This is a genomic window from Leisingera sp. ANG1 (genome assembly GCF_000203975.2).
Classification (GTDB): Bacteria; Pseudomonadota; Alphaproteobacteria; order Rhodobacterales; family Rhodobacteraceae; genus Leisingera.
This window is the reverse complement of record NZ_AFCF02000008.1, coordinates 1-13,722: the sequence shown is the minus strand read 5'-3', so window position 1 is coordinate 13,722 and position 13,722 is coordinate 1. Positions and strand designations below refer to the sequence as shown.

At 65.4% G+C, this 13,722-nt stretch carries 13 protein-coding genes; 8 read left to right on the top strand and 5 right to left on the bottom strand.

The window, feature by feature from the left end; all coding sequences use genetic code 11:
• Nucleotides 1–44: 44 nt before the first annotated feature.
• Entirely contained in the window at nucleotides 45–1,001 is a 957-nt protein-coding gene (locus GC1_RS12770) for a hypothetical protein (RefSeq protein WP_019295928.1), read from the bottom strand.
• 161 nt (nucleotides 1,002–1,162) lie between these two features.
• Nucleotides 1,163–2,224, bottom strand: coding sequence for a glycosyltransferase family 2 protein (locus tag GC1_RS12765; protein ID WP_019295927.1), 1,062 nt, complete (start codon nucleotides 2,222–2,224; stop codon nucleotides 1,163–1,165).
• A 217-nt stretch (nucleotides 2,225–2,441) separates the two neighbouring features.
• Between GC1_RS12765 and GC1_RS12760 the strand changes: the two genes are divergently transcribed.
• The 7 genes from GC1_RS12760 to GC1_RS12730 all read left to right on the top strand — a co-directional run bounded on the left by GC1_RS12760 (nucleotide 2,442) and on the right by GC1_RS12730 (nucleotide 10,700).
• Nucleotides 2,442–3,347 (top strand): AAA family ATPase, encoded by a 906-nt coding sequence (locus GC1_RS12760; protein WP_019295926.1) that lies wholly within the window; start codon nucleotides 2,442–2,444, stop codon nucleotides 3,345–3,347.
• Nucleotides 3,348–3,408: 61 nt separating this feature from the next.
• Entirely contained in the window at nucleotides 3,409–4,659 is a 1,251-nt protein-coding gene (locus GC1_RS12755; protein ID WP_019295925.1) for a vWA domain-containing protein, read from the top strand.
• A 77-nt stretch (nucleotides 4,660–4,736) separates the two neighbouring features.
• Nucleotides 4,737–5,717: an XdhC family protein gene (locus GC1_RS12750; RefSeq protein WP_019295924.1), complete on the top strand. Its 981-nt coding sequence runs from the start codon at nucleotides 4,737–4,739 to the stop codon at nucleotides 5,715–5,717.
• Entirely contained in the window at nucleotides 5,714–6,715 is a 1,002-nt protein-coding gene (locus GC1_RS12745; RefSeq protein ID WP_019295923.1) for a molybdopterin-binding protein, read from the top strand. The genes GC1_RS12750 and GC1_RS12745 overlap by 4 nt, the downstream gene beginning before the upstream one ends.
• A 163-nt stretch (nucleotides 6,716–6,878) precedes the next feature.
• The gene (locus GC1_RS12740; protein ID WP_019295922.1) at nucleotides 6,879–7,364 is read left to right on the top strand and encodes a (2Fe-2S)-binding protein; all 486 of its coding nucleotides are present in this window, start codon (nucleotides 6,879–6,881) and stop codon (nucleotides 7,362–7,364) included.
• 97 nt (nucleotides 7,365–7,461) lie between these two features.
• On the top strand, nucleotides 7,462–9,825 hold the full coding sequence (locus tag GC1_RS12735; protein WP_019295921.1) for a xanthine dehydrogenase family protein molybdopterin-binding subunit: 2,364 nt from the start codon (nucleotides 7,462–7,464) through the stop codon (nucleotides 9,823–9,825).
• An 86-nt stretch (nucleotides 9,826–9,911) separates the two neighbouring features.
• Nucleotides 9,912–10,700: an FAD binding domain-containing protein gene (locus GC1_RS12730; RefSeq protein ID WP_019295920.1), complete on the top strand. Its 789-nt coding sequence runs from the start codon at nucleotides 9,912–9,914 to the stop codon at nucleotides 10,698–10,700.
• A gap of 55 nt (nucleotides 10,701–10,755) precedes the next feature.
• On the opposite strand, the gene GC1_RS22965 is transcribed toward GC1_RS12730, so the two are convergent.
• Nucleotides 10,756–11,394: a methyl-accepting chemotaxis protein gene (locus GC1_RS22965; protein WP_019295919.1), complete on the bottom strand. Its 639-nt coding sequence runs from the start codon at nucleotides 11,392–11,394 to the stop codon at nucleotides 10,756–10,758.
• A gap of 130 nt (nucleotides 11,395–11,524) precedes the next feature.
• Entirely contained in the window at nucleotides 11,525–11,986 is a 462-nt protein-coding gene (infC, locus tag GC1_RS12720) for a translation initiation factor IF-3 (RefSeq protein WP_337589023.1), read from the bottom strand.
• Nucleotides 11,987–12,441: 455 nt separating this feature from the next.
• Between infC and GC1_RS12715 the strand changes: the two genes are divergently transcribed.
• Nucleotides 12,442–13,011, top strand: a complete 570-nt coding sequence (locus tag GC1_RS12715) for a hypothetical protein (protein WP_019295917.1) — start codon at nucleotides 12,442–12,444, stop codon at nucleotides 13,009–13,011.
• Nucleotides 13,012–13,103: 92 nt separating this feature from the next.
• Here the strand turns inward: GC1_RS12715 and GC1_RS12710 are convergent, their stop codons facing one another.
• Nucleotides 13,104–13,616, bottom strand: coding sequence for a hypothetical protein (locus tag GC1_RS12710; protein WP_152612388.1), 513 nt, complete (start codon nucleotides 13,614–13,616; stop codon nucleotides 13,104–13,106).
• Between the last annotated feature and the right edge of the window lie 106 nt (nucleotides 13,617–13,722).

Genomic DNA, 13,722 nt, shown 5'->3' with positions numbered 1-13,722 from the left:
CGGCGGGGAAACAAAGCGGCTGAATGCGCCCGCCCGCCGCCCGCTCAGCGTTTTTCCGGGATCCTGAATTCACCGCTCTCGGCGCGCTTCTTCATCTCTTCCAGGCGGCGGCGGAACCGCGGTGCCCGCATCCGCTCAGTCACATTGCGGCACAGCAGCGCCATCAGCACCCCGCGGTCCTCCCGCTCCAGCCGCCCCAGGAGGTTGCGCAGGAAGAAGGAGTTGTTGCGGCGGCTTCTGAACAGCTTGTAGAAAGCGGCGTCCGTCAGCTTGCCGCTGCCCGCCAGCGACAGGATGTGATAAAGCATCTCCATCTCGATCAGCCGGGTCTGCACCGCGCCGCCCATATTGGTGGCCCGCAGCCGGGTCACGTTCTTGCGGGCAAACAGCGCCCCATGCATCGCGTCCAGCCGCTCATAAGGGTCATAGATCACAAAGGCCTGGCCCGCCGCATCCAGCATGTCCGGCGCATAGCCGTAGCGGTCGGTGAAGGACAGCCGCCGGTTCTCGGTGAAACGGTCGTCCCATTCGGTCATCCGCGGATCCAGCGTCGCCTGCGGCTGAACCGCCACCACGGTGGCACCGGGCGAAGCCACCGAATAGGCCGCCGCCGCATAGCCGCAGGGGCCTGCGCCGTAGAAGATCACATTGTCGAATTCATCAAAGAACCCGTCGTCGATCAGCTGGTCGAAAAAGCCGTAAATGCGCCCCTCGCGGAACCAGGTGTCGCCGTCAGAGACCACGCACATATGCGACCAGCCCAGGTTCTTCACCAGATCAAAGCCCAAGGGCTGCGCCTGATCCGACAGGTTGTGGATGCCCTGCATGGTCTCAAACGTCACCAGAAGGGTGTTGCCCTGGTCGATGAAGGTGGCGAAATGCTTGTCGCCCAGCGGCTGATACATGCCATGCTCTTCCGCCAGCGCCGCCATCCGGGCCTTCCATTGCGGCGGTTTCAGACCGGAGAGGTCCTCATCCAGATTTTCGAGTCCGTCCTGCATTACAGCCACCTTTGATACCCCCGGTACGCCTAACGGCGGATTTGTTAATTTACGGTTAGGTGACAAATAAGGCTAAAATTGGAAAAACTAGGGCCGCTTTGCTGTCTGGGACCGGGCTATCGGCGGGCATTTGCCCGCTTGCCTGGCCCGTAACTGCGACCTCAATCCTGCAGTTTTCCGCTTTCCGCCGCCAGCCCCAGCATCGCAAAGCGGCGCATCTCCGCGCCCTCCGCCGCCGTCAGCACCCGCGCAGGCGGTGTCATCAGCAGGCGGGCAAACAGCGCCCGGTTTTCCTCCGCCAGCATCAGTTCCTTGAACCGGGCCTTGCGCCAGGCCACCGCAGCGCCGTGCAACCGGGCCAGGTCCGCGTCTGCCATCAGCTCCGCCTGCAGTGCCGCGCGTGCGGGCGCATAACGGGCTATCGAGTGGTCTTCACAGGCCGCATAGTTGCGCTCCACCCAGTAATCCATGCCCAGCCGCGCCTGCCGGTTCACCCGGCCGCGGTCCGCCTTCAGCACATAACTCTCCATCGCACCCAAAGGGTAATGGTTCAGCTGCGCCAGGCGGTAATTCGGCTGGCCGTAATCGGAAAACAGCCGCTTGGTCTTGAAGTCCCCGCCCAGCTCGCGCCCTTCGCAATCGAACCAGCGGTAACGCTCCAGCCGCGCCTTGTCGCGGATGCTGCGGGGCCGGTGCACACCGCATTTTCCATAGGTGCCGTTGTTGCGGTAAAGCGTCTTGAACATCACCGCCCGCCAGGGCCAGTGGATCACCTCGGGTGCGCAGCACGTGAACTGCTCCGTCACCGGTCGGTCCTCGAACTGCACCACACCGCCATTGCCGAACAGCCGCCACGTGAGGGTGATGGCATCCGCATCCGGCAGCGCCGCCAGCAGGTCCGCCACCGTGCCATCGCCGGTCCTGATGCAGGGAAACTCGTCAATATCCGCGACCAGCACCCAATCCGCGGCCTTCATCAGCGGATGCTTATCGGCCATCTTCAGCGCAGTGAACTGAATGCCCTCGCGGCCATATGGCCCTTCGTTGCGCACATGCGCCAGCTGACCCATTGCCTCCAGACGGTCCAGCATGTGATCCGTGCCGTCCTGGCAATCGTTGGAAAACACCAGGAAATCGGTGAAGCCGGCGGCGCGGTAATGGGCCAGCCATTCCAGCAGGAACGCACCCTCGTTGCGCACGCAAAGGACCGCGAGCACCCGCATCGTCACACCCGCCCGCAGCGCAGCGCTGCCGGTTGAAACCGCATGTAGGGGGTCTTGCTCATGCCTCAGCCTTCTTTGCTTTGCCGCCAGTCTTACCCGAAGGCGGCAGCGATACAAACCTTTGCGTGCCACTGCAGGGCCGCAGCGTCGCGGCCAGCCACCGCTTGACCGATGCGCCCGCCCATGGCCTGTTGGGCGGGGTTAGGGGAGGCTCCGCATGCAGGCACAATCCATCGAACAGGTGCAAGAGCTGCTGTCGCAGCAGGGCTACGTTTGCGGCCGGGCGCTGGCCACCGTGGTCTTCCTGTCGCTGAAACTGGGCCGCCCGCTGTTCCTGGAGGGTGAGGCCGGCACCGGCAAGACCGAGATCGCCAAGGCGCTGGCCGCCAGCCTCGGCCGCCGTCTGATCCGCCTGCAATGCTACGAAGGTCTGGATGCCGCCAGCGCCGTCTATGAATGGAACTTCGCCGCCCAGATGGTCGCCATCCGCACCGCCGAGGCCGCTGGCAGCGCCGACCGCGCCGCGCTTCAGAATGAGTTGTTCTCCGCCGATTACCTGATCGAACGCCCGCTGTTGCAGGCGATGCGCCCGGACGAACACGGCGCCCCCGTCCTGCTGATCGACGAGCTGGACCGCACTGACGAACCGTTCGAGGCTTTCCTTCTGGAGGCGCTCAGCGACTTTCAGGTTACTATCCCGGAACTCGGCACCATCCAGGCGCCGGAGCCGCCGATCGTCATCCTCACCTCAAACCGCACGCGCGAGGTGCATGACGCCCTCAAACGCCGCTGCCTCTACCATTGGGTCGACTACCCCGATTTCCAGCGCGAGCTTGACATCCTGTACGCCCGCGCGCCCGAGGCCAGCGAACAGCTCAGCCGCGAGATCGTCGCCTTCGTGCAATCGCTGCGCACCGAAGATCTGTTCAAGAAACCGGGCGTCGCGGAAACCATCGACTGGGCCAATTGCCTCCTGGCGCTCGACGTCATCGCCCTCAGCCCCGAGGTGATCGCCGACACCCTCGGCGCCATCCTGAAATACCAGGACGACATCGCCCGCCTGCACGGCTCCGAGGCCAAGCGCATCCTTGATGAGGCCAAGGCCAGCCTGGACGCGGCCTGATGCTTCATCTTTGCGGAAATACTCCGGGGGTATGGGGGCAGCGCCCCCATGAAACGCGCTAGTGCCTGACTACCCGCCGCTCACCCTGCCGGACGACCCCAAGCTGCTCCGCAACATCACCCATTTCGCCCGCGCCCTGCGTAAGGCCGGGCTGCCTGTTGGTCCAGGCCGGGTGCTGGATGCGGTGCGCGCGGTGGCGGCTGCGGGCTTCACCAGCCGCCAGGACTTCTACTGGGCCTTGCACGCCTGTTTCGTCACCAAGCCGGAACAGCGGGTGGTGTTTGCCCAGGTCTTCCGCCTGTTCTGGCGTGATCCGCGGTATCTGGAGCAGATGATGGCCGCGATGCTGCCCGCCATCCGCGGCGTGCAGGAGGAGCGGCCCGCAAAGCCCGCCGAAAAACGCGCCGCCGAGGCGCTGCTGGACGGCATGCTGGAGCAGCCGGACCTCCCGGAAGCAGAGCCGGAAGGAACGGAGATTGAGATCGACGCCTCCCGCACCATGTCGGCGGAGGAACGCCTCAGGGCGCTGGACTTCGAACAGATGAGCACGGCAGAGATTGCCGCCGCCAAGCGCATTCTGGCGCAGCTGAAATTGCCGGTGACGCCGATCCAGTCCCGCCGCCTGATGGCCGCGCCGCGCGGGCAGCGGGCCGACTGGCGCCGCACCTTACGCAATGCGGCGCGGCAGGGCGGCGATCTGCAGCAGATCGCCCGCGCCAAGCGCCGCATCCGCTGGCCCAATCTGGTGGTGCTCTGCGACATCTCCGGCTCGATGAGCCAGTACAGCCGCATCATCCTGCATTTCCTGCACGCCGCGGCAAATGCAAAGGGGCAGGGCTGGGCACGGGTACACGGCTTCACCTTCGGCACCCGCCTGACCAACATCACCCGGCATCTGCAGCAGCGCGATGTGGACGCGGCGCTGGCCGCAGCGGGGGCAGAGGCGCAGGACTGGGAGGGCGGCACTCGGATCGGCGATTGCCTGCATGCCTTCAACCGCGACTGGTCGCGGCGCGTCATGGGGCAGGGCGCAGTGGTGCTGCTGATCACCGACGGGCTGGACCGCGGCGACCCCGAGGGCCTTTCACGCGAAATGCAGCGCCTGCAGCTGTCGTCGCGCCGCCTGATCTGGCTGAACCCTTTGCTGCGCTGGGACGGCTTTGCCCCCAAGGCGCAGGGCATCCGTGCGATGCTGCCCTACACGGACAGCTTCCGCGCCGGCCATTCCATCGCCTCGCTGCAGGATCTGGCGCAGGTGATCTCCAGCCCCTCTGATGCGGGTGAAAAGGCGCGGCTGATGGGGATGCTCTGAGACGCATGCCGCTTGAAACCAGCGCCGCAAGCGCCGATGTTTGAACGCAAACCCACCCGACACCGGAAGGCCCGCCGATGCAGATCATGACCCCCTTTGAGCACGCCCCGGAAACCGCGCTGGACTGGCACCGTTCCGGCACCGGCGCTGCGCTGGCCACCGTGGTGCAGACCTGGGGTTCTGCCCCGCGGCGCACCGGGTCGCAGCTGGTTGTGTCCGGGGAGGGGCAGATCGAGGGCTCGGTCTCCGGCGGCTGCGTCGAGGGCGCGGTGGTGGTTGAGGCGCTGGAGGCGCTGCAGGACGGCCAGCACCGGCTCTTGGAATTCGGCGTCAGCGACGAGGACGCCTTTGCCGTCGGCCTCGCCTGCGGCGGCACCATCAAGGTGCTGGTGGAGCCGGTGGGCTCTGCCCTGCCGGTGGAAATTCTGGAGGAGCTGGTGGCGGCCCGCGCCAGCCGCACCCCTGTTGCCTATGAGGTGAACCTCGCCTCCGGCGCCCGCCATCTCACCCGCACAGAATACCCGGACCGCATGCGCATGGACCGCTCCGGGCTGGAAGACGAAGGCGAGACCTTCGTGGCGGTCCACAACCCGCCCCTGCGGCTGGTGGCAGTGGGCGCAGTCCACATCACCCAGGCGCTGGTGCCGATGGCGCGGATTGCAGGTTATGATCCGGTTATCATCGACCCCCGCGCGGCCTTCGCTTCTCCTGAGCGTTTCCCCGGCGAAACCCTGATGGACGACTGGCCGGATGAGGCGGTCGCAAAGCTGGGGCTGGACACCCGCACCGCGCTGGTGCTCCTGACCCACGACCCGAAACTGGACGACCCGGCGCTGGAGGCAGCTCTCAGCGCTGATGTGTTCTATATCGGCGCGCTGGGCAGCAAGAAGACCCATGCCGCCCGTGTGGCGCGGATGCAGGAGGCCGGGTTCAATGAAGACCAGATCAACCGCATCCACGGCCCCATCGGCCTCGACATCGGTGCCGCCAGCCCGGCGGAAATTGCCGTTTCGATCCTGTCGGAAATGACCGCCGTTCTGCGCGGCAAGCAGCCATGAGGTTTGGCCCGGTCCCCTTGGATGACGCGCAGGGCGCCATCCTCGCGCATTCCCTGCAGGGCGCCAACGGCAAGATCGCCAAGGGCACGGTGCTGAGCGCAGACGACCTCGCGGACCTTTCTGCCGCGGGACATGACACCCTGACCGTTGCCCGGCTCGACCCTGCCGACCTGCACGAGGATGCGGCAGCAGAGGCGCTGGCAAACGCACTGGTGCCGGACCCGTCCGCGCAGGGCATCCGGATTTCCGGCGCCGGCACGGGGAGGGTGAACCTCTATGCCACTGGCGCCGGGCTGGTGCGGCTGAACCGGGACAAGCTGGAGGGGGTCAACGCAGTTGATCCGATGATCACCGTTGCCACCGTACCGGACTATCACCGGGCCGATGCGCGCGGCATGCTGGCCACGATCAAGATCATCTCTTATGGCGTGCCGGCCGACGCCATCCGCCGTGCCAGCGAGGGGGCAGGGGATGCGATCCGGGTGCTGCCGCCGGTCCTGTCTTCCGCCACGCTGATAGAAACGGCAGTCACGGAAGACACCCCGCCGGATAAGGGCCGCGCCGCGATGGCGGGCCGCCTGCACCGGATGGGGATCTCCCTGTCGCCGCGCGTAGTGGTGCCGCACCAGGAGGACACGCTGGCGGAGGCCATCACCCAGGCACCTGGGCAACTGGTGCTGATCCTCACCGGCTCCGCCACCTCCGACCCTCACGACGTCGCGCCGCAGGGGCTGCGGCAGGCAGGCGGCACGGTGACTCGTTTCGGCATGCCCGTGGACCCCGGCAACCTGCTGTTCCTGGGCGCATACGAGGACAAGCCGGTGATCGGCCTGCCGGGCTGTGCACGTTCGCCGGCGCTGAATGGTGCCGATTGGGTGCTTGAGCGGATCGTCTGCGGACTGCCTGTCAGCTCCGCCGATATCGCCGCCATGGGCGTCGGCGGGCTGCTCAAGGAAATTCCCACCCGCCCGATGCCGCGCCGCGATGCAGAAGGCTGAATGCGGCGCTGCGGCGCGGGATTTGTGACGCAAGGTCACAACCATGGGTAAGCCCTGCTGACGCGAATTTGCGTAGTTCCCCCGCCGGAAAACACTTCGCGGAAGGCTGGCGGCGTGCTTAACTCCCCCCAGCCAGACAAAAACAAGCTAAAGGGAGGGTACTATGGCCAAGGTCTCCATGACCGTGAACGGCAAGGCTGCCAGCGGCGACGTTGAAGGGCGCACGCTGCTGTCATCATTCCTGCGCGAGCAGCTGGGGCTCACGGGCACCCACGTGGGCTGCGACACCAGCCAGTGCGGCGCCTGCGTGGTGCATGTGGATGGCAAGGCGGTGAAAGCCTGCACCATGCTGGCGCAAGAGGCCGAAGGCGCCGAGGTTGCCACCATCGAAGGCCAGGCCAATGCCGACGGCTCTTTGAACACCATCCAGCAGGCGTTTCAGGACCATCACGGGCTGCAATGCGGCTTCTGCACGCCGGGCATGGTGATGTCGGCAGCAGCGCTCCTGAAGGACAACCCCAAGCCCACAGAGGCGGAGATCCGCGACTACTTGGAAGGCAACCTGTGCCGCTGCACCGGCTACCATAATATCGTCAAGGCGATCATGGCGGCCTCGGGACAGGATGTCTCAAGCATAGCGGCGGAATAACCGGACGACCCCAGGCCGGTACCCGGCCTGAGCTGAACAAGGAGTGACTGACAAAGAGGTGCGCCACGGCAGCACCCTCCAGGGAGGAAGACCAGACATGCCCAAGGATAACGGCATCGGCGCCAGCCCCAAGCGGCGCGAGGACGTGCGGTTCCTGACAGGAGCCGGGAACTATACCGACGACATCAACGTGAACGGCCAGGCCCATGTGCATTTCCTGCGCGCCGATGTGGCCCATGCGACCATCAATTCCATCGACACATCCGCGGCTGAGGCGATGCCCGGCGTGGTGAAGATCTTCACCGGCGCCGATTTCGCCGAGGTGGGCGGCATCCCCTGCGGCTGGGGCGTGACCGACCGCCACGGCAACCCGCAGCAGGAGCCGCGCCACCCGATCATCGCGCATGATACGATCCGCCACGTGGGTGAGATTGTTGCCGCAGTGGTTGCCGGCACGCTGGAACAGGCCCGCGATGCGGCGGAAGCGATTGAGCTGGATCTGAGCGACAAGCCCGCGGTGGTCAACATGGCGGCGGCCTTGGCAGAAGATGCCCCTAAGGTGCATGAGGACCTGACCTCAAACCTCTGTTATGACTGGGTGTTCGGCAATCCCGACGACGACGCGGTGCAGGCGGCCTTTGACAGTGCCGCCCATGTGACCACGCTGGAACTGGTCAACAACCGTCTGGTCGCCAACCCGATGGAGCCGCGCGTGGCCATCGGCGATTACAGCCGCGCCACGGATGAGCACACGCTCTACACCACCAGCCAGAACCCGCATGTGATCCGCCTGCTGATGTGCGCCTTTGTGCTGGGCTTGCCGGAGCACAAGGTGCGGGTGATCGCGCCGGACGTGGGCGGCGGCTTCGGCTCCAAGATCTTCCACTATGCCGAGGAAGCCTTCTGCACCTTTGCCGCCAAGGCCTGCGGCCGGGCAGTGAAATGGACCTCGACCCGGGCAGAGGCGTTCATCTCCGACGCCCATGGCCGCGATCATGTGACGAAGATTGAGCTGGCGCTGGATGCTGACAACAACTTCACCGCGCTGCGCACCAACACGATGGCCAATATGGGCGCGTATCTCTCGACCTTCTCCACCTCGGTGCCCAGCTACCTGCATGGCACCCTGATGGCCGGAAACTACAAGACGCCCATCGTGCAGGTGAACGTGAAAACGGTCTTCACAAACACGGTGCCGGTGGATGCCTACCGCGGTGCCGGCCGGCCGGAGGCGACCTATCAGCTGGAGCGGGTGATCGACAAGGCCGCGCGCGAGCTGGGCGCCGACCCGATTGCCCTGCGCCGCCAGAACTTCATCACCGAGTTCCCCTATGAAACCCCGGTGGCGCTGACCTACGACACCGGCGATTACGCGGCGACGATGGACAAGCTGGAGCAGGTCGCCGATGTGGCAGGCTTCGCCGCCCGCCGCGCCGAAAGCGAGAAAAACGGCAAGCTGCGCGGCTTTGGCATCAACTGCTATATTGAGGCCTGCGGCATCGCTCCCTCCAACATCGTGGGCATGCTGGGCGCCCGGGCGGGGCTTTATGATGCCGCTACCGTGCGGGTGAACGCTACCGGCTCCATCAGTGTCATGGTCGGCGCGCATTCCCACGGGCAGGGGCATGAAACCTCCTTCCCGCAGGTTGTCGCCGACATGATCGGCATTGATGAGAGCATGGTCGATATCGTGCATGGCGACACCGGCCGGGTGCCGTTCGGCATGGGCACCTACGGCTCGCGCTCCATTGCGGTTTGCGGCTCGGCCATGGTGCGGGCGACCGAGAAGATCATCAGTAAGGCCAAGAAGATCGCTGCCCATCTGATGGAGGCCTCGGACGCCGATATCGAGCTGAAGGACGGCCAGTTCACCGTTGCAGGTACCGACAAGTCGGTGGCCTGGGGCGATGTCTGCTTGACCGCCTATGTCCCTCACAACTACCCGCTGGAGGAGCTGGAGCCGGGGCTGGAGGAGACCGCGTTCTATGACCCGGCGAACTTCACCTATCCGGCTGGCGCCTATGCCTGCGAGGTGGAGGTGGACCCCGACACCGGCAAGGTCAGCATCGAACGGTTCGCGGCGGCGGACGATTTCGGCAATATCATCAACCCGATGATCGTTGACGGTCAGGTCCATGGCGGGCTGGGGCAGGGCATTGGCCAGGCGCTGCTGGAGAACGCCGCCTATGACGAGGACGGCCAGCTCTTGTCGGCCTCCTTCATGGATTACGCCATGCCCCGGGCCGATGACGTGCCGTTCTACCAGGTGGACCATTCCTGCCAGACCCCCTGCACCCATAACCCATTGGGCGTGAAGGGCTGCGGTGAGGCCGGCGCCATCGGATCACCGCCAGCGGTGGTCAACGCGGTGATCGACGCGCTGCAGTCGGGCGGCAAGAACGTGGCCCACATTGACATGCCGCTGTCGCCTGCTCGGGTCTGGGCGGCGATGAACGGGTAAGGGCTCATGGGGGCGCTGCCCCCATACCCCCGGAGTATTTTCGGAAAGATGAAAGCCGGCGGGCCGGTTTTCAGAAAGGATACGAAATGTATGAATTCGAATTCGAGAAGCCCTCAACCGTTGCAGAGGCGGTTGCCGCGCTGGCGGATGAGGACGCGCAGGCGCTGGGCGGCGGGCAGACGCTGATCCCGACGCTGAAACAGCGGCTGGCGATGCCGTCGAAACTGGTCTCCCTCAGCGGCATTCCGCAGCTGAAGGAGCTGAGTGACAATGGCGGCATGCTGACCATTGGCGGCGCAGTCACCCATGCAGAAGTGGCCGCTGCCGCGGCGGACAGCTATCCGGCGCTGGCGGAACTGGCCAGCCATATTGGGGACCCGGCGGTCAGGAACCGCGGCACCATCGGCGGTTCGCTGGCCAACAACGACCCGGCGGCCTGTTATCCGGCGGCGGCGCTGGGCAGCGGTGCGACCATCGTCACCAACGCCCGCGAGATCACTGCCGATGACTATTTCCGCGGCCTGTTCGAGACTGCGCTGGAAGACGGCGAGATCATCACCGCAGTGCGCTTCCCGGTGCCGGAAAAGGCCAATTACCAGAAGTTCCTGCAGCCCGCATCGCGGTTTGCCCTGGTGGGCGTCTTTGCGGCGAAATATGCGGCGGGCGTCCGGGTGGCTGTCACCGGCGCGTCAGAGGAGGGCGTGTTCCGCTGGCATGAGGCCGAGGCGGCGCTGGATGCCAATTTCGCACCGGACGCGCTGGACGGGCTGAGTGTGGATGCCGGCGGCATGATCGGTGATCTGCATGGCACCAAGGAATACCGCGCCCATCTGGTTGGGGTGATGGCAAAACGCGCGGTGGCCGCAGCGGGCTGAACCGCCGCAAGCTAAAGACATGCGCAGGCGCCGGTTACCGGTGCCTGTTCCCGTGTCAGTGCTTCAGATAGCCGGACATTTCTTCCAGCAGGTTCTGAGTCTTGCCGGACAGTTCGCGGATCTCGGTGGCAATGACGGCAAAGCCCTTGCCCATTTCGCCGATCCGCGCCGCCTCGATCGAGGCGTTGAAGGAGATGAACTTGATGTTCTTGCCAACCCCTTCGGCAGTGGCGATGGTCGCGCGCATCTGTGCGTCACGCTCTTCCTCGCGCTGCTGCTGCGCCTCGCGCAGGGTCTGCACCATGTCCTTGAGAAAGTCCGAGACCGCCGGTTCCAGCCGGTAAAGGCAAAGGGCGGCCAGATCCGGCACATTGCGAACGTGCGCCAGTACGGCGCCGTCAGCCTGGCCGGCCGCACTGTGGAGCGGTTCCAGCAACTCCAGGCAGGACTGGCGCTTGCCCTCAAGCTCCGCCGGAAGAGTATAGGCGCAGTCCGCCAGCAGGGCATCCAGCCCGCCGCCGAGCATATCGCAAGCGGCGCAGATACGCCGCACCGACAGGTCCAGCACATCCTCTGCATTGGAGCTGTCCGCACCCTCCGGCGCCTGCGCCAGCGCCAGCAGCGACAGCGCGGCAATCCGGCTGGGGCCAATGGCCATGAAGGCGGTGTTCTGAACGTCGGTCAAGCTGGTCATGCGTCTGCCTTCACTGGAGATGGCACCTGTATAGCGGGCAGGCGTTAAGGCAGCGCTAACCGAAGCAGACAAAAAAAGCCCCGCAGGCGGCGGCCTGCGGGGCTGTGCCTGGCGTCAGCGGTGCACCGGCTTATTTCTTGGCGAGCGGCCCGATCAGCATGATCATCTGGCGGCCTTCCATCTTGGGGAAGTTCTCGACCTTGCCGATCTCCTTGGTGTCCTCGGCAACCCGCTCCAGAAGCTCGCGGCCGAGGTTCTGGTGCGCCATTTCGCGGCCGCGGAAACGCAGGGTGACTTTAACCTTGTCGCCGTTCTCCAGGAACTTCACGACATTGCGCATCTTCACATCGTAGTCATGGGTGTCCGTGTTGGGACGGAACTTGACCTCTTTGACCTCGATGATCTTCTGCTTCTTGCGGGCTTCGCTCTCGCGCTTCTGCTGTTCGTATTTGAACTTGCCAAAGTCCATGATCTTGCACACGGGCGGATTGGCGTTGGGCGAGATTTCAACCAGATCAAGTCCGGCCTCTGCCGCCATGTCCATGGCTTTTGCCGGGTGCACAACCCCGACGTTTTCGCCATCGGCGCCGATCAGGCGGATTTCGGGGGCGCGGATTTTTTCGTTGACGCGCGGGCCGGTGTCTCGTTGCGGCGGCGCGTTATGAGGTCTGCGGGCTATGACTGCGATCCTTCTGTCATTGCAAAAAGTGCGGGAACGCTACTGCCCCCGCGTCTGTGATTCAAGCGTTATGGGCGGTATGGCGGCAGGAAAGCCGCATTTCAAGGCCGCATGTTGCAAAAGGCCCGGAAAACAGAAGCGAAACTGGTCCGGATTGCAGGTGAAGCGGGCGGCGCAACCGTCTGAAAAACCGCAATTGCGGCGGGGTTCCGCCAGTTTGGCGCGGCCGGGCGGCGCGGCGCCGCCCGTGATGCATATGTGCCAAACTTCCCCCTTGAGCTGTGCCCCGTGCATTGCCATCTGGCAGGCAGATGCCGCGCGTGGCGCGGCCCGGCCCCGGACGGGCCGGCAGGAGTGAGGAGAGACCTATGAAACAGTTGTTGATCGTGCTGGGCCTGGGTGCCGCAGCGGTGGTTGCCTATCTGCTGGTGAGCGGCCAGGACGCGCAGGAGCCCGCCCCGGCTGAGGCGCCTGCGGTGCAGGAAGAGCAAAGCAGCACCGACCCGGTGACTTCGGAAGAACCGGCGGCAGCGGCAGAAGACGCCGCCCAGGACGCGGCTGAGGCAGTGGAAGAAGCCGTCGAGTCTGGCGCCGAGGCAGCAGGCGACGCGGTTGAAGCGGCGCAGGATGCGGTAAACGAGGCCGCCGGCGCGGTGACGGAAACCGTCGGCGATGCGCTGGACAGCGCGTCCGATGCGGCTGGCGAGGCCACCGGCACCGCAGCAGATGCAGCAGCCACAGCGGTTGACAGCGCTGCAGAAACTGCAACAGGCGCGGCAGACAGCGCGGCGGATGCGGCTGCAGATGCTGCTGAGGCGGCACAGGACACTGCCACCGGAGCGCTGGACAGCGCAAACACTGCCGCTGAGGAACTGCTGAACCAGTCCGGCGCTGGCGAAACCGGTGCGGCTGACACCACGGCAACCGGCAGCGACTGATAGCCTCCGCCAAGGCGGGGACAAAAACAGGCGGCTGGGGAACCCGGGCCGCCTTTTTTGATTGTCCGGTTCAACCGCGCCGCGGCGGCCGGTCAGTGCGGCCGCGCCTGCGCCTGCTGGGCAAGGCGCGCCATGTGCTCCAGCGGGGCTTGGGCTGCGGGCTGTTCAGAGGGCGATTGCGGCACCAGGAACGTCAGGAAGCTCTCCCAGCCGCCGCTGGCGCCGCCTTGCTTGCGGGCGCGCTGGATCTGCAGCTGCGCCACCGCGATCAGGTCCAGCGCCTTGCCGCCGTCGTAGTCCTTGCCGGTGAGGCCGGCCAGATGGCTGCGGAAACGGTCGCCCATCGAATTCAAAAGCAGCATCGGCGCGGTCATCGGCTGGCCTTCCTGCACCAGCGCTTCGAACATCAGGTCGATGTCCTGCGGTGTCATGGCACGCAGATCAAACCGGGCCTTGATGGCGGCAATCCTGTCCTGCAGCGGCGGCTGCACCGGGTCGGGGCGGTTCTGGAAGCCGGACAGCGCGGCGCGGACGCGGGCCTTGCCTGCTTCGGTTCTGACGGACTGGAAGACGGGCGCCTGCCCGGGGGCCGTTTCGTTGTGCATCTGCTGTTGCTCCATTCTGGATCTCAGCAGCAGAATTACCGATTCATCACCAACAAAAGATAAACGGGAGGCGGCAGCCTCCCGTCAAAACAGTGTCAAAATTCGG

Excerpts from the sequence above, each read along its gene's own strand:
- GC1_RS12710 (WP_152612388.1), bottom strand. The coding sequence starts at position 13,616 with ATGCACAACGAAACGGCCCCCGGGCAGGCGCCCGTCTTCCAGTCCGTC.
- GC1_RS12750 (WP_019295924.1), top strand. The coding sequence starts at position 4,737 with ATGCAGATCATGACCCCCTTTGAGCACGCCCCGGAAACCGCGCTGGAC.
- GC1_RS12745 (WP_019295923.1), top strand. The coding sequence starts at position 5,714 with ATGAGGTTTGGCCCGGTCCCCTTGGATGACGCGCAGGGCGCCATCCTC.
- GC1_RS12770 (WP_019295928.1), bottom strand. The coding sequence starts at position 1,001 with ATGCAGGACGGACTCGAAAATCTGGATGAGGACCTCTCCGGTCTGAAA.
- GC1_RS12735 (WP_019295921.1), top strand. The coding sequence starts at position 7,462 with ATGCCCAAGGATAACGGCATCGGCGCCAGCCCCAAGCGGCGCGAGGAC.
- GC1_RS12740 (WP_019295922.1), top strand. The coding sequence starts at position 6,879 with ATGGCCAAGGTCTCCATGACCGTGAACGGCAAGGCTGCCAGCGGCGAC.
- GC1_RS12760 (WP_019295926.1), top strand. The coding sequence starts at position 2,442 with ATGCAGGCACAATCCATCGAACAGGTGCAAGAGCTGCTGTCGCAGCAG.
- GC1_RS22965 (WP_019295919.1), bottom strand. The coding sequence starts at position 11,394 with ATGACCAGCTTGACCGACGTTCAGAACACCGCCTTCATGGCCATTGGC.
- GC1_RS12715 (WP_019295917.1), top strand. The coding sequence starts at position 12,442 with ATGAAACAGTTGTTGATCGTGCTGGGCCTGGGTGCCGCAGCGGTGGTT.
- GC1_RS12765 (WP_019295927.1), bottom strand. The coding sequence starts at position 2,224 with ATGCGGGTGCTCGCGGTCCTTTGCGTGCGCAACGAGGGTGCGTTCCTG.
- GC1_RS12730 (WP_019295920.1), top strand. The coding sequence starts at position 9,912 with ATGTATGAATTCGAATTCGAGAAGCCCTCAACCGTTGCAGAGGCGGTT.